The sequence below is a fragment of the Kitasatospora sp. NPDC058162 genome (assembly GCF_042884005.1).
GTDB lineage: Bacteria > Actinomycetota > Actinomycetes > Streptomycetales > Streptomycetaceae > Kitasatospora.
The window spans coordinates 22,827-40,475 of sequence record NZ_JBHVUS010000048.1 but is presented as its reverse complement, the minus strand read 5'-3'; the positions used below and the strand labels follow the sequence as shown (position 1 = coordinate 40,475).

At 71.3% G+C, this 17,649-nt stretch carries 17 protein-coding genes and 1 tRNA gene; 13 read left to right on the top strand and 5 right to left on the bottom strand.

The window, feature by feature from the left end:
- Position 1: 1 nt before the first annotated feature.
- The 3 genes from ACFVXG_RS42095 (at position 2) to ACFVXG_RS42085 (ending at position 1,321) form a co-directional block, all read left to right on the top strand.
- On the top strand, positions 2-424 hold the full coding sequence (locus ACFVXG_RS42095) for a nuclear transport factor 2 family protein (RefSeq protein ID WP_387935776.1): 423 nt from the start codon (positions 2-4) through the stop codon (positions 422-424).
- A gap of 61 nt (positions 425-485) precedes the next feature.
- Complete coding sequence (locus ACFVXG_RS42090) at positions 486-806, top strand: hypothetical protein (protein ID WP_387935775.1); 321 nt, start codon at positions 486-488, stop codon at positions 804-806.
- 161 nt (positions 807-967) lie between these two features.
- Complete coding sequence (locus ACFVXG_RS42085; protein WP_387935774.1) at positions 968-1,321, top strand: hypothetical protein; 354 nt, start codon at positions 968-970, stop codon at positions 1,319-1,321.
- A gap of 35 nt (positions 1,322-1,356) precedes the next feature.
- Here ACFVXG_RS42085 and ACFVXG_RS42080 read toward each other — a convergent pair whose 3' ends face one another.
- The 3 genes from ACFVXG_RS42080 to ACFVXG_RS42070 all read right to left on the bottom strand — a co-directional run bounded on the left by ACFVXG_RS42080 (position 1,357) and on the right by ACFVXG_RS42070 (position 4,228).
- On the bottom strand, positions 1,357-2,517 hold the full coding sequence (locus ACFVXG_RS42080; RefSeq protein ID WP_387935773.1) for a HEAT repeat domain-containing protein: 1,161 nt from the start codon (positions 2,515-2,517) through the stop codon (positions 1,357-1,359).
- A gap of 357 nt (positions 2,518-2,874) precedes the next feature.
- A complete protein-coding gene (locus tag ACFVXG_RS42075) occupies positions 2,875-3,540 on the bottom strand; it encodes a hypothetical protein (protein WP_387935772.1) in 666 nt (221 codons plus the stop codon).
- A 67-nt stretch (positions 3,541-3,607) separates the two neighbouring features.
- Complete coding sequence (locus ACFVXG_RS42070) at positions 3,608-4,228, bottom strand: hypothetical protein (RefSeq protein WP_387935771.1); 621 nt, start codon at positions 4,226-4,228, stop codon at positions 3,608-3,610.
- A gap of 369 nt (positions 4,229-4,597) precedes the next feature.
- Here ACFVXG_RS42070 and ACFVXG_RS42065 point away from each other — a divergent pair, with 369 nt between their 5' ends.
- Both ACFVXG_RS42065 and ACFVXG_RS42060 read left to right on the top strand, forming a co-directional pair.
- A complete protein-coding gene (locus tag ACFVXG_RS42065) occupies positions 4,598-5,326 on the top strand; it encodes an SDR family oxidoreductase (RefSeq protein ID WP_387935770.1) in 729 nt (242 codons plus the stop codon).
- A 5-nt stretch (positions 5,327-5,331) separates the two neighbouring features.
- The gene (locus ACFVXG_RS42060) at positions 5,332-5,850 is read left to right on the top strand and encodes a GNAT family N-acetyltransferase (protein ID WP_387935769.1); all 519 of its coding nucleotides are present in this window, start codon (positions 5,332-5,334) and stop codon (positions 5,848-5,850) included.
- Between the two features lie 97 nt (positions 5,851-5,947).
- Here the strand turns inward: ACFVXG_RS42060 and polA are convergent, their stop codons facing one another.
- Complete coding sequence (gene polA, locus ACFVXG_RS42055) at positions 5,948-8,650, bottom strand: DNA polymerase I (protein ID WP_387935799.1); 2,703 nt, start codon at positions 8,648-8,650, stop codon at positions 5,948-5,950.
- Between the two features lie 246 nt (positions 8,651-8,896).
- On the opposite strand from polA, the gene ACFVXG_RS42050 reads away from it, so the two are divergent.
- The 6 genes from ACFVXG_RS42050 to ACFVXG_RS42025 all read left to right on the top strand — a co-directional run bounded on the left by ACFVXG_RS42050 (position 8,897) and on the right by ACFVXG_RS42025 (position 15,738).
- On the top strand, positions 8,897-9,406 hold the full coding sequence (locus ACFVXG_RS42050; RefSeq protein ID WP_387935768.1) for a PaaI family thioesterase: 510 nt from the start codon (positions 8,897-8,899) through the stop codon (positions 9,404-9,406).
- Positions 9,407-9,986: 580 nt separating this feature from the next.
- Positions 9,987-11,231: a branched-chain amino acid ABC transporter substrate-binding protein gene (locus ACFVXG_RS42045; RefSeq protein WP_387935767.1), complete on the top strand. Its 1,245-nt coding sequence runs from the start codon at positions 9,987-9,989 to the stop codon at positions 11,229-11,231.
- A 118-nt stretch (positions 11,232-11,349) separates the two neighbouring features.
- Positions 11,350-12,279, top strand: a complete 930-nt coding sequence (locus ACFVXG_RS42040) for a branched-chain amino acid ABC transporter permease (protein WP_350505243.1) — start codon at positions 11,350-11,352, stop codon at positions 12,277-12,279.
- 5 nt (positions 12,280-12,284) lie between these two features.
- Positions 12,285-14,216, top strand: coding sequence for a branched-chain amino acid ABC transporter permease (locus tag ACFVXG_RS42035; protein WP_387935766.1), 1,932 nt, complete (start codon positions 12,285-12,287; stop codon positions 14,214-14,216).
- An 8-nt stretch (positions 14,217-14,224) separates the two neighbouring features.
- Positions 14,225-15,025 carry an ABC transporter ATP-binding protein gene (locus tag ACFVXG_RS42030; protein ID WP_387935798.1) on the top strand — a complete coding sequence of 267 codons (801 nt, stop codon included), beginning with the start codon at positions 14,225-14,227 and terminating at the stop codon, positions 15,023-15,025.
- Positions 15,022-15,738 (top strand): ABC transporter ATP-binding protein, encoded by a 717-nt coding sequence (locus tag ACFVXG_RS42025; protein ID WP_387935765.1) that lies wholly within the window; start codon positions 15,022-15,024, stop codon positions 15,736-15,738. The genes ACFVXG_RS42030 and ACFVXG_RS42025 overlap by 4 nt, the downstream gene beginning before the upstream one ends.
- A 53-nt stretch (positions 15,739-15,791) precedes the next feature.
- Here the strand turns inward: ACFVXG_RS42025 and ACFVXG_RS42020 are convergent, their stop codons facing one another.
- Positions 15,792-16,406, bottom strand: coding sequence for an ANTAR domain-containing response regulator (locus ACFVXG_RS42020; RefSeq protein ID WP_387935797.1), 615 nt, complete (start codon positions 16,404-16,406; stop codon positions 15,792-15,794).
- Between the two features lie 138 nt (positions 16,407-16,544).
- On the opposite strand from ACFVXG_RS42020, the gene ACFVXG_RS42015 reads away from it, so the two are divergent.
- Positions 16,545-16,619 (top strand) — tRNA-Leu (locus ACFVXG_RS42015).
- A gap of 119 nt (positions 16,620-16,738) precedes the next feature.
- Positions 16,739-17,524, top strand: a complete 786-nt coding sequence (locus ACFVXG_RS42010) for a helix-turn-helix domain-containing protein (RefSeq protein ID WP_387935796.1) — start codon at positions 16,739-16,741, stop codon at positions 17,522-17,524.
- Positions 17,525-17,649 lie beyond the last annotated feature (125 nt).

Genomic DNA, 17,649 nt, shown 5'->3' with positions numbered 1-17,649 from the left:
GTTGCTCGCGGCGTTCCACCGGGCCGTGGTCAACCTCTCGGCGGACGAACTGGCCGACCTCCACGCCGAGGACGCCGTGTACGAGTTCCCGTTCCTGACCCCCGGCCGGCCCGGGCGCTACACCAGCCGGGCGGAGATCCGGCAGGGCTTCGGCGCCGCCTGGGCGGCGGCCCCGGTGCGGGTCGAGGAGATCCGCAACGTCGTCGTGCACGAGACGGCCGACCCGGAGGTGATCATCACCGAGCAGCAGGCAGCCGCCAGGATCACCGGGACGGGCCGGTCGTTCACCTTGCCCTTCGTGCTCGTAATGCGGGTCCGCGAGGGCCGGATCGTACACGTCCGCGACTACGCCGACGCGCTGCGCGGCGCGTTCGAGCTGGACCGGCTCGCCGCGGTCGTGGACAGCCTCACGACCTCCCGGTAGCACTCCGCCACCCCACCGGCCGCTCATGTGCTCGGTCCTCAGTGCTGTGAAAGGCTGGGGCATGGCCTATCACCTGCGGTTCTTCTTCGAGTACGGCGTCGACACCCCGTTGTGGCCAGGCCCCTCCGGTGCTCCCGACCTCGACAGCCCCTTCGGGTACCCCTGCGCCCCGGAGAAGCTGCCCATCACCCCGGCCAGCCAGGACGAGCTCTTGAGACTCTCCGAGCTGTACCAGTCCTCCCTCGACTGGGACCACCCGGGCGGCCCCTCACCCTGGACCGGGGAGCAGTGGCAATCGTTCCGGGCCGAGGCCGACACGGCACTCGAGGCGCTCCGCCGCGACCTGGGCGCCGGCTGGACGATCGAGGACCGCAGGCACTGATCCCCACGAGCCCCGGTGGTCACAACTCCCCCGGGCAGGAAGCTCGTTCGGGGGAATCCCCGGCCGATTTCCGGGTGGCCGCGCCCGCTGTCGGCCAGGGTGTCGCCGGGTCCCTTCTCCGGGGCCTGCGTGACCTGACCCATCGGAGGAAGGACACCCGCATGCGCAGCTTCCCGTCCCGGCTCGTCCGTACCGGCGGCACCATCGGATCGATCGCCCTGGCGGCCGTCCTCGCCACGGCCACCACGGCGGCGGCGGCCGGCGGCCCGGCGAGCCTGCAGATCGACGACGGCACCACCGTCAGCTCCCGGCAGGTCGTCGTCGGGCAGTGCGTCAACCCGTCGCTGACCACCCACATCGAGAGCGTCGCCGTGGGCAGCCGGGCGGGCTCGGGGCGGATGACCGTCTTCCAGTTCCGCAACTGCACCGGCAACGTCATCAGGCAGGGCCAGAGCCCCATGTTCTTCAACCCGCCCACGACGATCGGCTCGGTCCGCATCGACGCCACCCCCTGACCACCTGCCGGTGGCCCCCTGCCCAGGCGGGTCCCTCAGCGCGGCCCGGTCCGCAGGGCGGCGGCCGCGGCGTCGCGGACGCAGCGGACCGGGTCGGCCTCGGCCACGCCGGCCAGCGCGGTGGCGGCCTCCTCGTCCACGCCCAGGCGGCCGATCGCGGTCGCCGCGCGGGCGCGGACCCGGTGCGAGGGGTCGCCCAGGGCCGCCAGCAGGCCGGGAAGCGCCTGGGGGTCACCGATCAGCCCGAGTGAGGTGGCGGCCTGGCCGCGCACCGACTCGTCCTCGTCGTCGAGGAGCGCCGCGGGGTAGGGGAGCTGTCGGCTGATCGTGCCGCGGCCGACCCGGCCCAGGATCCAGGCGAACGAGCGGCGGGTCCTGGCGTCGGCGTCGGCAACCCGCCACGGCCAGCCCGGCACGAGCTTCCAGGAGATCGCGCTGCCGAACGAGGCCAGCGCGCGGGCGGCGCTGCGGTGGGACCTCCGGTCGGAGTCGGGCGAGTGGAAGAAGATCTGCTGCAAGACCGGCAACGCGCGCTCGGTGGCGACCCGTTCCAGTCCGGCCAGGCCGACCGCGCGGTGCGGGCCGGCGCACAGTTCGAGGAAGAAGGGCACGAACCGCTCGTCGGCCACCGGGACCAGACTGCGCAACGTGGCTTCCTGCCACAGGATCTGCATGGTCCGGGTCAGGTCCAGGACCACGTCCACGCACTCGGGGGTGCCCAGGCGGCACAGCGCCCACACCACCGTCTCGGGGTACGCCTCGCCGCCGTACCGCCGCCGCTGCCCGACGGGCCGGGCGGCCACCCACCGGGCGTGGCGGACCAGGCCCGCGGTCGCGGCCGCCCCGCCGATCCGGGCCAGCGCCGTGACCACGGCGTGGCTGCCCGCGAGTTCCTCCCGTCCGGCGACGGGCAGCGATTCCACCATGGCCGGCACGACCCGGGCACCGCCGAGCTCGTAGAGGATCTCCACGGAGTGATTCGCCCAGCCACCCCGGCCCGGGGCCAGCGCCGCGAGTGCCACGTCGACCGCGCGCGGGTCACCGAGCTCGATCAGACGACGGGTCAACGTCATCGTCATCAGCGCGGTCCGCCCGCGCAGCGCCCGCGGATACAGGGCGAGCATCTCCTCGGCCGGGAGCGCCGCGACGAACTCGCGCGTCTCCTGCCAGCCCCAACTGTCGTACACGTACTCCACAAGTCCCCCCCGGACGCGCGAACGCACCACAAGCCCACCACCGCGCGACTGTACGCGCTCCCCCGGCCGAACGCGCCGGAACGGGAGAGCCCGCCCAGCTCCAGGACGACCCTTCCGTACAGCCAGCGGTCGAAGTCGCTCGGACCGTGGTCGGTGAGCACCTCGTCCAGCTCGATCCGCCGCAGGTCGGAGACCCGCCGCCACTCGTCTGGGCGCCCGCTCCTGACCAGCAGCAGCATCGTGGGCCGAAGCGGCGCACCAGCGGACATGCACCCAGGGGGCGATGGGGCACCGGCCCCGGGAAGAGCCGGTGGCCACCGCCGGACCGGCGAGGCGAACCAGTGCCCGTCGGCGGGCTCAGCCGCCACCGGAGTTGGCCGAGCCCGAGCCGCCGTAGACCCAGGGCGAGGATGGCGGGGGCAGGGGCCGGACCTTGCGGAAGGTCTCCAGTTCGACCCGCACGCCGGCCGAGGACAGCAGCGCCGTCAGCTCCTCGGCCAGCCGCCCGGGATCCCCCGTGCGCGAACGCAGGTCCGGGGCCTTCTGGTTGTGCCGCAGGACCATGCGCAGGTCGTACGTGTGGCCGGCGGGGCGCGGGTCGCCCGGGTACGGCTCCTCGATCCGGTAGGTGATCACGACCCGGCTCAGCTCCGACACCGGGAGCCAGGGGTCGACGCGGCCCGGCCAGACGAAACGCATCCGCTCCGGTGCGGTCGGCGGCGCGAACTCCACCCGGCGGGCCACCCTGAGGTCGGCGACGGCCCCCAGGGGGGCGATGAGCAGGATCTCCGCCGCCGACACCAGCGCGAGGACCAGCAGCACCGTGCCCAGGCCCACCCCGAAGGTGATGAACAGCACCAGACCGAGCAGCACCGAGAACCCGCCCAGGACCACCGGCGCGAACAGCGCGGCGCGGCCCGCCCTCAGGACGGTGCGCACCGCCTCGACGCGCGTCCCGCCGCCCCGCGCGAAGACCAGGTCAGTCGAGTCGGGCCCTGCGCGCAACGCCGGTCCAGCCGCCATGGGCCCAGCGTAGGGGCTGCGGATGCGGCCGGGAACAGGCTTGCAGCCACAGCTTTCTGTCGTATCGTCAGTGCGCGGAGCCCGGCGTGAACGCCGGGTCCGGGCGGCGCGGCAGCGGGGTGCCCATCTGCACCGGGCCGCAGACCATGACCTTGGCCTCGCCGCGCAGGTAGCAGTCGCCCGAGCCGGGTTGCGGGTCGGTGCGGCAGTTGGTGCAGGGCACCGGTGCGAGGTCGTGCGGGTCCTGTCCCGCCGGGGCGGCCGGGGCCTTGGGCTTCGCCGGGGCTGGGGCCGGGGCCGGGGCGCCCCCCTGCGGCTTGGCGGCGGGGGCCTGTACGGCCTTGGCCGTGGGCTTCCTGGGCGCGGCCGGGGCGCTGGTGTCCGGCTCGGCCGGCTCCTCAGTGGCGGGCGCCGCAACCGGCTCCGCCGTCGCGCTCGGGCTGGGGGTGAGGCTCGGCGACACCGGTGTCTCACTGGCCGTCGGCGTGACCGTCGGCGTCGGCGCAGCGGTCGGCGAGGGCTGCGCCGTCGGTCTCACCGCCGCACTCGGCGCGGCCGATCCGCCCCGGCCACCGGACAGCGCCCACACCGACCCGCCCACGGCCACCAGCAGCAGCACGGCCAACACCGCCCCCCAGGGCCGCCGGAACCCCCGCCGCCCCGCCGCGCTCTCATCCGCCTCGGTCATCGCCGCTCCCCCGCTCCTCGCCGCGCCCGCTGCGCGACGGACCGGCAGATCGTAGCGGCGGGCCCGGACACTCCCCGCGCCCGGGCCCGTCGGCCGCCCGGGCCCACCAGCCAGCTCCCGTAACTCCCGCTCCGCACAAAGGAAGTGCACAGGAAGTGCGGAGGAAGTCGGCCCGGCCGACTTCCTGCGCAGCAGCCGCCCGCCCCAGCCGGTCAACGAGCCCGGTCTCCCCCGGTGAGGGGACGGTTCCGGCCGTCCAGGAGGATGTGACACCGCTGTGCGTCGGCCAGCCTGGTCGGCGGACCCGGGCGCAGGGCCGACGGGAGAGCTGTCGCCGCGACACCCGATCCACCGACCAGGAGCACTGACATGCAATTCGACGACCACCGGGTGGTCATCACCGCCGCCGGCCGCGACTTCGGCCGCACCTTGGCCATCCGGCTCGCGGACCTCGGCGCCGAGGTCTTCCTCTCCGCGCGCACGCTCGCCGCCGCCGAGCGGGTCCGGGACGAGATCCGGGAGCGGGGGCACCAGCGCGTCCACGCCTTCGCCTGCGACCTGACGGACCCCGCCTCGATCCGCGGCTTCGCCACCGGGGTCGGCCGGCGCACCGACCGCGTCGACCTGCTGATCAACAACGGCGCCCGCTACCTCACGGGCCCGGATCTCCTCGCCGCCTCCGATGCCGATGTCGTCGACACGATCGCCTCCGGCGCCACCGGCACCGTGCTGACCGTGAAGAGCTTCCTCCCGCTCCTGCTCGCCTCGGACAAGCCGGATGTGGTGACCATGGTCTCCACCTGCGGAACCGCCGGGCACCACCGCTCGGACGCGCACGACGCCTTCTACGCGGCCAAGAGCGCCCAGGCCGGGTTCGTCGACATCCTCTCCAAGCGCCTGCGGCCCCAGGGGGTTCGGGTGATCTCCCTCTACCCGCCGGACTTCGCCAACCCCGACCCCCTCACCGAGGAGTGGGAGGCCACCCCGCGCGGGGCCGCGGACGCCCTCACCGCGCAGTCCCTCGTGCAGTGCGTCCTCTTCGCGGTCGCCCAGCCCCGCGACTGTTTCATCAAGTCGTTCCACTTCGAACAGGTCTGAGCCCCATGCCCTACTCCATCCGTCGGATCACCGGCACCGAGCACCGGGAACTCCGGGCGATCAGGCTGGAGGCGCTGCGCGATTCGCCCGCGGCCTTCGGCTCCACCTACGAGGACACCGCCGCCCTCCCCGAGGACGCCTGGCGGCGGCAGGCCGACGTCGGCGCCTCCGCCGAGGAGTCCGCCACCTTCATCGCCGCCGACGAGGCCGGCACCTGGGTCGGGATCGCCGGCGTCGAGCCCGTCCCGGACGTCCCGGACACCGTCTGCATCCACTCGGTCTACGTGTCCCCGCAGCACCGCGGGCCCGCCGGTCCGGCCGCCGAGCTGATGACCGCGAGCATCCGCCACGCCCAAGTGCACACCGACGTGGGCTGGTTGACCCTGGGCGTGCACGAGCACAACGAACGGGCGCTGGCCTTCTACCGGCGGTTCGGCTTCGTGTCCACCGGCAAGGTGGTCCCCTACGTGCTCAACCCGTCCGAGCGGCTCCTCATCCTGGGCTACCCGGACTTCCGGAGCTGAACGAAGGCCGGGCGAACGGCCGGTGGGCCCAGACGCTCCCCGCGTCCGGGCCCACCGCCAGCCGTCAGCCGTCAGCCGTCAGCCCCACACCACCACGTCAGTGCGCGGCGAACTCCCAGTTGGCACCGACCCCGACGGACACGTCCAGCGGAGCCCGCAGCGGGTAGGCGCCCGCCATCTGCTCGCGGACGATCGCCTCGACCGGCTCGCGCTCGCCCGGCGCCAGCTCCAGCACGATTTCGTCGTGCACCTGGAGCAGCATCCGGGAGGTGAGCCCGGCCGCGCGCAGGGCTTCGTCCACCCGCAGCATGGCGATCTTGACGATGTCGGCGGCCGAGCCCTGGATCGGGGCGTTGAGGGCCATCCGCTCGGCCATCTCGCGGCGCTGGCGGTTGTCGCTGTTGAGGTCCGGCAGGTAGCGGCGGCGGCCGAGCAGGGTCTCGGTGTAGCCCGTGGCCCGCGCCTCCTCGACGACCCGGTGCAGGTAGTCGCGCACGCCGCCGAAGCGCTCGAAGTAGGTGTCCATCAGGCCCTGGGCCTCGGCGGGCTTGATGTTGAGCTGCTGCGAGAGCCCGTACGCGGAGAGCCCGTACGCCAGGCCGTAGGACATCGCCTTGATCTTGCGCCGCATCTCGGCGTCGACGGCGGCGCCCGGGACCTCGAAGACCTGGGAGGCGACGGTGGTGTGGAGGTCCTCGCCGGTGGCGAAGGCCTCGATCAGGGCCTCGTCCTCGGAGAGGTGGGCCATGATCCGCAGTTCGATCTGCGAGTAGTCGGCGGTGAGCAGCGACTCGTAGCCCTCGCCGACGATGAAGGCGCGGCGGATGGCGCGGCCCTCCTCCGTCCGGACCGGGATGTTCTGCAGGTTCGGGTCCTGCGAGGAGAGCCGGCCGGTGGCGGCGACCATCTGGTTGAAGGTGGTGTGGATCCGGCCCTGCGGCGAGACCGTCTTGAGCAGGCCCTCGACGGTGGTGCGCAGCTTGGCCTGGTCGCGGTGGCGCAGCAGGATGACCGGCAGTTCGTTGTCGGTCTGGGTGGCCAGCCAGGTGAGCGCGTCGGCGTCGGTGGTGTAGCCGGTCTTGATCTTCTTGGTCTTGGGGAGGGCGAGTTCGCCGAAGAGGATCTCCTGCAGCTGCTTGGGCGAGCCGAGGTTGAACTCGTGCCCGGCGGCGGCGTGGGCCTCCTCGACGCAGCGCTGGATCTCGGCGGCGAACTGGGCTTCGAGCCGGGTGAGCCAGTCGCGGTCGGCGGCGATGCCGTAGCGCTCCATCCGGGCGAGCAGCGCGGCGATGGGCAGTTCCATGTCGTGCAGCAGCCCGGCGGCGCCGACCTCGGCGAGGCGGGTGTCGAAGAGCGCGGCGAGGTCGAGCACGGCGCGGGCCTGGAGCATGAGCGCCTGGGCGCGCGCGGCCTCGGCGTCGACGCCGTCCTCCTCCGGGGCGTCGAAGGCGAGTTGGCCGCTCTCGGCGGCCGGGGCGGCGGGGGTGAGCGAGCGGGCCAGGTACTCCTCGGCGAGCACCTCCAGGGTGAAGGTGCGGCGGCCGGGCTTCTCCAGGTAGGCGGCGAGCGCGGTGTCGGCGACGACCCCGGCGATGGTCCAGCCGCGTTCGGCGAAGGCCCGCATGACCTGCTTGGCGATGTGCAGGGCCTTGGGGGCGGCCGGGTCGGCGAGCCAGCCGGCGAAGGCCTGCTCGTCCTCCTCGGCGAGCAGCGCCGGGTCGAACCAGGCGGCCGACTCCCCGGCGGCCAGGGCGACTTCGGTGACCTCGCCGGTACCGAGGGCCCACTGGTAGACGGCGGCGAGCGCGACCGGCGCCTTGTCGTCGGAGGCGTGCTCGCGCAGCCAGGCGGCCAGCGTGCCCGGGTCGGTGAGGAGTTCGCCGTCGACCTCGACGCCGGGGGCGAGTTCGGCCTCGGCGGCCTCGGCGGCGCCGGACGGGTCGATGCCGAAGACCCGGTCGCGGAAGTTGGCGTTGCGGAACTCCAGCGACTCCATCAGGGTGCCGACGGCGTCCTTGTCGAAGGACTGCCGGGCCAGGTCGGGGACGCCCAGCGGGAGTTCGACGTCGCGGACCAGCTCGGTGAGCACCCGGTTGCGCTTGACCGAGTCGAGGTTGTCGCGCAGCTTCTCGCCGATCTTGCCCTTCACCTCGTCGGCGCGGGAGACGAGTTCGTCGAAGGAGCCGAACTGGTTGACCCACTTGGCGGCGGTCTTCTCGCCGACGCCGGGGATGCCGGGCAGGTTGTCGGACGGGTCGCCGCGCAGGGCGGCGAGGTCGGGGTACTGGCGCGGGGTGACGCCGTACTTCTCGGTGACCTTCTCGGGGGTGAAGCGGGTGAGCTCGGAGACGCCCTTGGTCGGGTAGAGCACGGTGACGTGGTCGGTGACCAGTTGGAGGGAGTCGCGGTCGCCGGTGACGATGTCGACGTCGTAGCCGGCCGCCTCGGCGGCGGTGGCCAGGGTGGCGATGATGTCGTCGGCTTCGAAGCCCTCGACCGTCATCCGGGGGATGTTCATGGCGTCGAGCAGTTCGCCGATCAGGCCGATCTGGCTCTTGAACTCGTCCGGCGTCTTGGCCCGGTTGGCCTTGTAGTCGGGGAACTCGGCGGAGCGGAAGGTCTGCCGGGAGAGGTCGAAGGCGACGGCGAGGTGGGTGGGCTGTTCGTCCCGGACGGTGTTGGCGAGCATCGAGGCGAAGCCGTAGACCGCGTTGGTGGGCTGTCCGGTGGAGGTGTTGAAGTTCTCCACGGGCAGGGCGTAGAAGGCCCGGTAGGCCATCGAGTGCCCGTCGAGCAGCATCAGCCGGGGCCGCGGGCCGGCCCCGCCGCCACCCGTCGCGCCCTTGTCCGTACTCTGCGTAGCCACGTCAACGTCCGTTCCTGCCGATTCCACTACCGGCCCCCGATCCTATGGCCCGGCACCGACAAAAGGGGCACCCGCGGGAGCCGCGCCGGGGCGGCGGCGCGGCCGCTACCAGCGAGTAGGGCGGTCGTACGATCACTGGCAGCACGACGACGTGACCCCCGAGCGGCAGGAGCTCCCCCGATGACCGACGCGGCCCCCGGCACCACGCCCAGCACCGCCCCCGACACCACCGCCCCCGCCCCCGACGCGGCCCCCGTCCTGAACGTCCCGCAGGAGGTGCTGGACCACTTCGCCAAGCTCGGCGTGAACCCGGAGACCTTCTCCGGCGGCCACCTCGGCGAGAAGCTCGGCATCCGCATCGTCGAGGCCTCCGGCGACCGGGTGGTCGGCACCATGCCGGTGGAGGGCAACCAGCAGCCGTACGGGCTGCTGCACGGCGGCGCGTCGGCGGCGCTGGCGGAGACGCTCGGCTCGATCGGCGCGATGCTGCACGCCGGCCCGGGCCGGTACGCGGTGGGCGTGGACCTCAACGCCACCCACCACCGCTCGGCCACCTCCGGCCTGGTCACCGGGGTGGCGACGGCGGTGTTCAAGGGCCGCACGGCCGCCACCTACGAGATCGCGATCACCGACGACACCGGCAAGCGGGTCACCAGCTGCCGGCTGACCTGCATGCTGCGCGACCTGTAACGGGCTTTCAGGTACGTCCGGTTCGCCGTCGAGAACAGCAAGTCTCTTTCCCGCCCCCTTGTTTGACCTTCCGCCCCCCTGGGCAGGCGTTGGTCAGGACGAGGGGGCGTCGGCATGTCCGGTGCGATCGACGGGCTCCCCCGCTCGTAACACTGCGTTACAGGCAGGAAATCCAGGGAAGCGGCGGTTCCGAGGCCCCCGAGCGGCCCGGAACCCCTTCGCCGCGCCCCCGTCGTCCGAAATGCGGACGTGCACGGTCGAAAGCAGCACACCGGACACTGCTGTCCGATTATCGACGCTGCCAGCTGCAACCCCTATTTCTGGGCCTTACATCCTTCGACCAGCAAGTAAACACCGGGCAGTTCAGGATCGGTCGAGTCAGAACGACCACATGCTGAGACAAATACTCCGTGTGCTCATAACAAGAGAATCACAGCCTGCCCGCAGCACTGCCCGAGCCGCCCATCGGCATCTAGAGTCACGGCCAGTCACCGCGCCGTCCGGAATGGGCCCGGCCCTCCGCGCATCCCGGCTCCCGCCACTCAGGCGCGGGCGCCTCCTGAACCGAATGGGGACCCTCGTGCGTCATCGTTCCGCAATTGTCGTGAGCATTGCCGTGATCGGCGCCCTCAGCCTCAGCGCCTGCGGCTCCCGCGGCGGGAAGTCCGGCGACACCGCCGGCGGCAAGGACAACGGAGCCACCACCACCGTCGTGATCGGCGTGGACGCCCCGCTCACCGGCGACCTCTCCGCCCTCGGCCTCGGCATCCGCAACTCCGTCGACCTCGCCGTCAAGAACGCCAACGCGGCCAACGAGGTCCCCGGCGTCAAGTTCGAGGTCAAGGCCCTCGACGACACCGCCAAGCCCGCCCCCGGCCAGCAGAACGCCACCCAGCTCGTCGGCGACCCCAAGGTCCTCGGCGTGGTCGGCCCGCTCAACTCCAGCGTGGCCCAGTCCATGCAGCAGATCTTCGACGACGCGAGCCTGACCGAGATCTCCCCCGCCAACACCGGCGTCGCCCTCAGCCAGGGCGAGAAGTGGGCCAGCGGCGACAAGAAGCGCCCCTTCAAGTCCTACTTCCGCACCGCCACCACCGACGCCGTCCAGGGCCCCTTCGCCGCCCAGTTCCTCTACAACGACGCCAAGAAGACCAAGGTCTTCCTGATCGACGACCAGAAGACCTACGGCGCCGGCCTCGCCTCCACCTTCAAGGGCGAGTTCACCAAGCTCGGCGGCACCCTGGCGGGCGAGGAGCACGTCAACCCGGACGACCGCGACTTCTCGGCCATCGTCACCAAGGTCAAGACCTCCGGCGCCGACGCCGTCTACTACGGCGGCGAGTACCCCGCCGCCGGCCCGCTCTCCCTCCAGCTCAAGGACGCCGGCGTCAACATCCCCCTGATGGGCGGCGACGGCATCCAGAGCGGCGACTTCATCAAGCTCAACCCCAAGGGCCAGGGCGACTTCGCCACCGCCGTCGGCCTGCCGGTCGAGTCCCTCGACACCGCCAAGAAGTACATCGCCGACTACAAGGCCGCCGGCTACAAGGACGCCTACGAGACCTACGGCGGCTACTCCTACGACAGCGCCTGGGCCATCATCCAGGCCGTCAAGAGCGTCGTGAGCAGCAACAACGGCAAGCTCCCCACCGGCGACAGCGTGCGCCGGACCGTCCGCGACGCCGTCCAGAAGGTCTCCTTCGACGGCGTCACCGGCAAGGTCTCGTTCGACGAGTTCGGCGACACCACCAACAAGCAGCTCACCGTCTACACCGTCAAGGACGGCAAGTGGGCCGTGGAGAAGTCCGGCACCTTCAACGGCTGATCCCCCAGCCGTAGTTCCGAAGCACCACAACACGCGCGGGGGCGCCACGAGTGCCCCCGCGCACCCCCACATCCACCACCCACGCGGACACCCCCGAACGCACTACGGAGGCCCAGCGGTGCACGACCTACCGCAGCAGCTGGCCAACGGCCTGATCCTCGGCGCCCTCTACGGACTCGTCGCGATCGGCTACACGATGGTCTACGGCATCGTCCAGCTCATCAACTTCGCCCACGGCGAGATCGTCATGGTCGGCGGCTTCGGCGCCCTGACCGCCTACCTCGCCCTCCCCGGCGGCACCACCCTGTGGCTGGCCCTACCCCTCATGCTGATCGCCGGCATCCTGGTCTCCACCCTCACCGCCGTCGCCGCCGAGCGCTTCGCCTACCGGCCGCTGCGCAACGCCCCCCGGCTGGCCCCGCTGATCACCGCGATCGGGCTGTCCATCTTCCTCCAGCAGCTGGTCTTCTCCTTCTACCCCGACGCCAAGAAGGCCCGGGTCTTCCCCAAGATCCCCGGTGACCCCTTCAGCCTCGGCTCCGTCACCATCCAGCGCAGCGACATCTTCCTGATCATCGCCGCCCCGCTGTGCATGCTCGCCCTCGGCTGGTTCGTCACCCGCACCCGCTCCGGCCGCGCCATGCAGGCCACCAGCCAGGACCCGGACACCGCCAAGCTGATGGGCATCGACACCGACCGCATCATCGTCATGGCCTTCGCCATCGGCGCCGCGTTCGCCGCCGTCGCCGCCGTCGCCTACGGACTGCGCAGCGGCCAGGTCGACTTCCGGATGGGCTTCATCCTCGGCCTCAAGGCCTTCACCGCCGCCGTCCTCGGCGGCATCGGCAACATCTACGGCGCCATGCTCGGCGGCCTCGCCCTCGGCCTCGCCGAAGCCCTCGCCACCGGCTACATCCAGCACCTGCCCGGCATGCACCTCTTCGGAGGCGGCGCCTGGAAGGACGTCTGGGCGTTCGTACTCCTCATCCTCGTACTCCTCGTCCGGCCCCAGGGGCTCCTCGGCGAGCGCGTCTCGGACAGGGCGTGACCACCATGACCACCACCAGCACCGAGACCACCCCGGTCATCCCCCTGCCCGCCCCCGTCGCGGCGGCCCTCACCGGCCTCGGCGCCCTCCTGACCGCCGCCTCCGCCGCCATGTCCTGGACCTGGACCAGCGACTTCCCCGGCGACCTCACCTACTTCGGCTCCCCGGCCGGACTCCAGTGGCTCGCCGTCGTCGCCGGCGTCCTCACCCTCGTCCTGCTGCTCGCCGTCCAGGGCGTCCCCGGCCTGCGCTGGGCCGCCCCCAGCCGCAGCAACAACGCCGTCCTGTACGCCGCCACCAGCGCCCTCGCCGTCGCCGCGTACTCCGTCACCGCCATCTCCGTGGAACTCGGCGGCCTCGCCAACCTCGAGCCCGGCGGCTGGGTGCTCGCCGCCGGCGGCCTGCTCGGCGTCCTCGGCGCCCTCGGCCTCCCGCTCGACCGGCGCACCGCCGTCCCGCTCCGGATCATCGACAAGCGGCTCTTCCTGCTCGTCCCCGCCGCCCCCGTCGGCTGGTTCGCCGCCCACGCCATCCCCGACGACCAGCCCGTCGCCCCGGTGATGACCGCCCTGGCCAGTGCCCTCGCCATCGCCGCCGGCGCCGTCCTGCTGCTCCAGCTCGGCCACCTGGCCAACAGCCGGCTGCGCCTCGGCACGGTCGAGCGCCCGCTGCCCGCGCCGCGCGAACTCCCGTCCTGGGTCGAGATCCTGCTCATCGTGCTGGCCTTCGGACTCGGCCTGTACGCGATCACCTTCGGCATCGACACCGAGTACGGCGAGCTCTTCGTCGGCTACCTGCTGCTCGCCGCGCCCGCCATCGCCGCCCTCGCCAAGTCCGGGCTGCTGGGCCGGCTGCGCGCACTGACCGTCAAGTACCGCCCGGTCACCACCGGCGCCGCGTTCGCCGCCGCCGCGAGCTTCCCGTTCACCCAGAGCAGCGACCAGTACACCTCGGTCGCCACCAACATCCTGATCTTCGCCACCGTCGCCCTCGGCCTCAACATCGTGGTCGGCCTGGCCGGTCTGCTCGACCTCGGGTACGTGGCCTTCCTCGGCGTCGGCGCCTACGCCGCCGCCCTGGTCTCCGGCTCGCCCGCCTCGCCCATCCACGTCCAGTTCCCGTTCTGGGCCGCGATGTTGACCGGCGCCGCCGTGTCGATGATCTTCGGCGTGCTGATCGGCGCCCCCACCCTGCGGCTGCGCGGCGACTACCTCGCCATCGTCACCCTCGGCTTCGGCGAGATCTTCCGCATCACCATGCTCAACCTCAACGGCACCACCGGCCCCAAGATCACCAACGGCTCCAACGGCATCCCGCGCATCCCCGACCTGGAGATCTTCGGCTTCAACCTGGGCAAGCCGCACACCATCGGCGGCATCGAACTCGGCCGCTTCTCCAACTACTACCTGCTGATGCTGCTGGTCACCGCCGTCGTCGTGCTGATCTTCGCCCGGGTCGGCAACTCCCGCATCGGGCGCGCCTGGGTCGCCATCCGCGAGGACGAGACCGCCGCCGAAGCCATGGGCATCAACGGCTTCCGGCTCAAGCTGCTCGCCTTCGCCCTCGGCGCCTGCCTGGCCGGCCTGGCCGGCACCGTCCAGGCCCACGTCAGCTACACCGTCACCCCCGACCAGTACACCTTCGCCGAGGCCCTCCCGCCCAACTCCGCCTTCCTGCTCGCCGCCGTCATCCTCGGCGGCATGGGCACCATCAGCGGACCGCTGGCCGGCGCCACCCTGCTCTTCCTCATCCCCAAGAAGCTGGAATTCCTCTCCGACTACCAGCTCCTCGCCTTCGGCGCCGCCCTCATCGTCCTGATGCGCGTCCGCCCCGAGGGCCTCATCCCCAACCGGCGCCGCCAACTGGAGTTCCACGAAGCCGCCATCCCGGCCCAGCCCACCGGCGAACCGGGCGCACTCACCAAGGCAGGGGCGTGACCGACCAGATGACCACCGCAACGCCACTGCTCGACGTCACCGGCGTCACCATGCGCTTCGGCGGCCTCACCGCCGTCAACGACGTCTCCCTCACCGTCGGCGAGGGCGAGATCATCGGCCTGATCGGCCCCAACGGCGCCGGCAAGACCACCTTCTTCAACTGCCTCACCGGCCTGTACGTCCCCACCGAGGGCACCGTCCGCTACCGTGGCACCCAACTGCCCCCCAAGCCCCACCTGGTGACCCAGGCCGGCATCGCCCGCACCTTCCAGAACATCCGGCTCTTCGCCAACATGACCGTCCTGGAGAACGTCCTCGTCGGCCGGCACAGCCGCACCAAGGAAGGCATCTTCGCCGCCATCCTGCGCGGCCCGCGCTACCACCGCGCCGAGGCCGAGAGCCGCGAGAAGGCGATGGAACTCCTCGCCTTCACCGGCCTCGCCGAGAAGGCCGACCACCTCGCCCGCAACCTCCCGTACGGCGAACAGCGCAAGCTGGAGATCGCCCGCGCCCTCGCCTCCGACCCCGGCCTGCTGCTCCTGGACGAACCCACCGCGGGCATGAACCCCCAGGAGACCCGCGCCGCCGAGGAGCTCGTCTTCGCCATCCGCGACCGCGGCGTCTCCATCCTCGTCATCGAGCACGACATGCGGTTCATCTTCAACCTCTGCGACCGCACCGCCGTGCTCGTCCAGGGCCAGAAGATCGTCGAAGGCGACCGCGAGACCGTCCAGAACGACGAGCGCGTCATCACCGCCTACCTCGGCGCCCCGCTCGAAACCCCCGCAGCACCGGAGGACCCCAAGTGACCGCACTCCTCGAGGTCGAGGACCTCCGCGTCGCCTACGGCAAGATCGAAGCCGTCAAGGGCATCAGCTTCACCGTCGAACAGGGCGAGGTCACCACCCTCATCGGCACCAACGGCGCCGGCAAGACCACCACCCTGCGCACCCTCTCCGGCCTCCTCAAGCCCACCAGTGGCCGGATCACCTTCGACGGCCAGGACCTGAGCACCGTCCCCGCGCACAAGATCGTCGCCCTCGGGCTCGCCCACTCCCCCGAAGGCCGGCACATCTTCCCGCGCATGACCATCGAGGAGAACCTCCTCCTCGGCGCCTTCCTGCGCACCGACACGGCGGGCATCCAGTCCGACGTCGAGCGCGCCTACACCCTCTTCCCGATCCTCGGCGAACGCCGCAAGCAGGCCGCCGGGACGCTGTCCGGCGGCGAGCAGCAGATGCTCGCCATGGGCCGGGCCCTGATGTCCCAGCCCAAGCTGCTGATGCTGGACGAGCCCTCGATGGGCCTCTCCCCGCTGATGATGCAGAAGATCATGTCCACCATCGTCGAACTCAAGGCGTCCGGTACGACCATCCTCCTGGTCGAACAGAACGCCCAGGCCGCCCTGTCGCTGTCCGACCGCGGCTACGTCATGGAGACCGGCCGCATCGTCCTCTCCGGGACGGGCGCCGACCTCCTCCACGACGAGTCCGTCCGCAAGGCCTACCTCGGCGAGGACTGAAAACACCGAAGGGCCCGGCGGAAGCTTCCGCCGGGCCCTTCGTCATGTCCGTGTTACTCGGGCGTGCCCTCTTCCGCCTTCTTGCGGTCCTGGGCCTCGCCCTCCTCGATGACCGCCTCGGCCACCGCGGCCATCGTCATCCGCCGGTCCATCGAGGTCTTCTGGATCCACCGGAACGCGGCCGGCTCGTTCAGCCCGAACTTCGTCTGCAGCACGCCCTTGGCGCGGTCCACCAGCTTCCGGGTCTCCAGCCGCTGGGTGAGATCCCCGATCTCCTTCTCCAGCTCCCGCATCTCGGTGTACCGCGACACCGCCATCTCGATCGCCGGCACCAGGTCCGACTTCGAGAACGGCTTCACGATGTACGCCATCGCCCCGGCGTCCCGCGCCCGGTCCACCAGCTCCCGCTGCGAGAACGCGGTCAGCATGAGGACCGGCGCCAGGTGCTTCTCGTGGATCTGCTCGGCGGCCGACAGCCCGTCCAGGATCGGCATCTTCACGTCGAAGATCGCCAGATCCGGCTTCAGCTCCTCCACGAGCCGCACCGCCGTCTCCCCGTCCCCGGCCTCACCGACGACGGTGTACCCCTCCTCCTCCAGCATCTCCTTCAGGTCGAGACGGATCAGCGCCTCGTCCTCGGCGATCACGATCCGGGTGATCTGGGGCATATCGGTCTCAAGCGGCTGTGCCTGCTCGTCGGCGGTGCTCACGGGGCTCCTAGTTCCGGCGGGGTACTGCATGCACGAGGGTACCGAGACACTGTATGTTTGAGACACGACGCCAAGGCAATCGCCTTCAAATCGTAGGCCCCGATAGCCCAATTGGCATGAGGCAATGGTCTCAAACACCATACAGTGTGGGTTCGAATCCCACTCGGGGCACTTTTCCTTCGAATCGAAGGATTCCGCCAGCCAGACAATCGTTGGCGATCTTCGGCCATCCGGGTGAAGATCCGACCGTCCTCCGGATTTTTTCGCCGAATTCGCACACGCTCGGCCACATGTACGAGCTCTCTGTGCGCGAACGAGCTGTCGACCTCCTTCGCGGTGGCGCCGGCACCGCCGAGACCGCTCGCCGCCTCGGTGTTCCCGTCGGCACGGTCTCCTGGTGGAAGCATCGCGATCTCGCCAAGCGCGGCGAACTCCCAGGCCGCAAACAGTCCGTCTGCATGCACTGCGACGGCGGCGACCTGAACCGCCCCGCCTACTCATACCTACTCGGGCTCTACCTGGGCGACGGTCACATCAGCCACCCGAAGCAGCATCGCATTCCCAGTCTCTTCATAACCTGCGACGACAAGTGGCCCGGCATCATGGATGCCGTCGAGACGGCCATGCGCCAGGTCTTCCCTACCCTCACCCCTTGCCGCGTGCGCAGACCAGGCTGCCACAACGTCAAGATGTACTCGAAGCACCTGCCCTGCTACTTCCCCCAACACGGCCCCGGCAAGAAGCACGAACGCACCATAGCCCTGGAGCCGTGGCAACAGGAGATTGTCGACGCCCACCCGTGGGCGTTCCTGCGCGGCCTCATCCACTCGGACGGCACGCGAATCACCAACTGGACGACCAAAACCGTCGGGGGTGAAGTCTGCCGTTACGAGTACCCGCGGTACTTCTTCACCAACACCTCAACCGACATCATCGGCCTCTTCACCGCCACCCTGGACGCCGTCGGCGTCCAGTGGAAGGCCTCGATCCCGCGCCCCACCGGCCAGGTCAACATCTCCATCGCCCGCAAGGCCTCCGTCGCCCTCATGGACGCCCACATCGGCCCCAAGTACTGACAGCGGCGCGGGGGGGGGGGCCGGGGGGGGCGGGGCCCCCGCCCACCCCCCGCGCGGGGGGGCGCCGGCCCCCCGCGGGGACCCCCCCCCCCCGGGGGGGGGGCGGCCGGGCCCCCCGGGGGGGC

What these genes read in the sequence shown, in the direction of transcription:
- ACFVXG_RS42050 (WP_387935768.1), top strand. Translation starts at nt 8,897, where the DNA reads ATGACCGACGCGGCCCCCGGCACCACGCCCAGCACCGCCCCCGACACC.
- polA (WP_387935799.1), bottom strand. Translation starts at nt 8,650, where the DNA reads ATGCTGCTCGACGGGCACTCGATGGCCTACCGGGCCTTCTACGCCCTG.
- ACFVXG_RS42020 (WP_387935797.1), bottom strand. Translation starts at nt 16,406, where the DNA reads ATGCCCCAGATCACCCGGATCGTGATCGCCGAGGACGAGGCGCTGATC.
- ACFVXG_RS42065 (WP_387935770.1), top strand. Translation starts at nt 4,598, where the DNA reads ATGCAATTCGACGACCACCGGGTGGTCATCACCGCCGCCGGCCGCGAC.
- ACFVXG_RS42070 (WP_387935771.1), bottom strand. Translation starts at nt 4,228, where the DNA reads ATGACCGAGGCGGATGAGAGCGCGGCGGGGCGGCGGGGGTTCCGGCGG.
- ACFVXG_RS42060 (WP_387935769.1), top strand. Translation starts at nt 5,332, where the DNA reads ATGCCCTACTCCATCCGTCGGATCACCGGCACCGAGCACCGGGAACTC.
- ACFVXG_RS42030 (WP_387935798.1), top strand. Translation starts at nt 14,225, where the DNA reads ATGACCACCGCAACGCCACTGCTCGACGTCACCGGCGTCACCATGCGC.
- ACFVXG_RS42010 (WP_387935796.1), top strand. Translation starts at nt 16,739, where the DNA reads ATGTACGAGCTCTCTGTGCGCGAACGAGCTGTCGACCTCCTTCGCGGT.
- ACFVXG_RS42035 (WP_387935766.1), top strand. Translation starts at nt 12,285, where the DNA reads ATGACCACCACCAGCACCGAGACCACCCCGGTCATCCCCCTGCCCGCC.
- ACFVXG_RS42090 (WP_387935775.1), top strand. Translation starts at nt 486, where the DNA reads ATGGCCTATCACCTGCGGTTCTTCTTCGAGTACGGCGTCGACACCCCG.
- ACFVXG_RS42085 (WP_387935774.1), top strand. Translation starts at nt 968, where the DNA reads ATGCGCAGCTTCCCGTCCCGGCTCGTCCGTACCGGCGGCACCATCGGA.
- ACFVXG_RS42075 (WP_387935772.1), bottom strand. Translation starts at nt 3,540, where the DNA reads ATGGCGGCTGGACCGGCGTTGCGCGCAGGGCCCGACTCGACTGACCTG.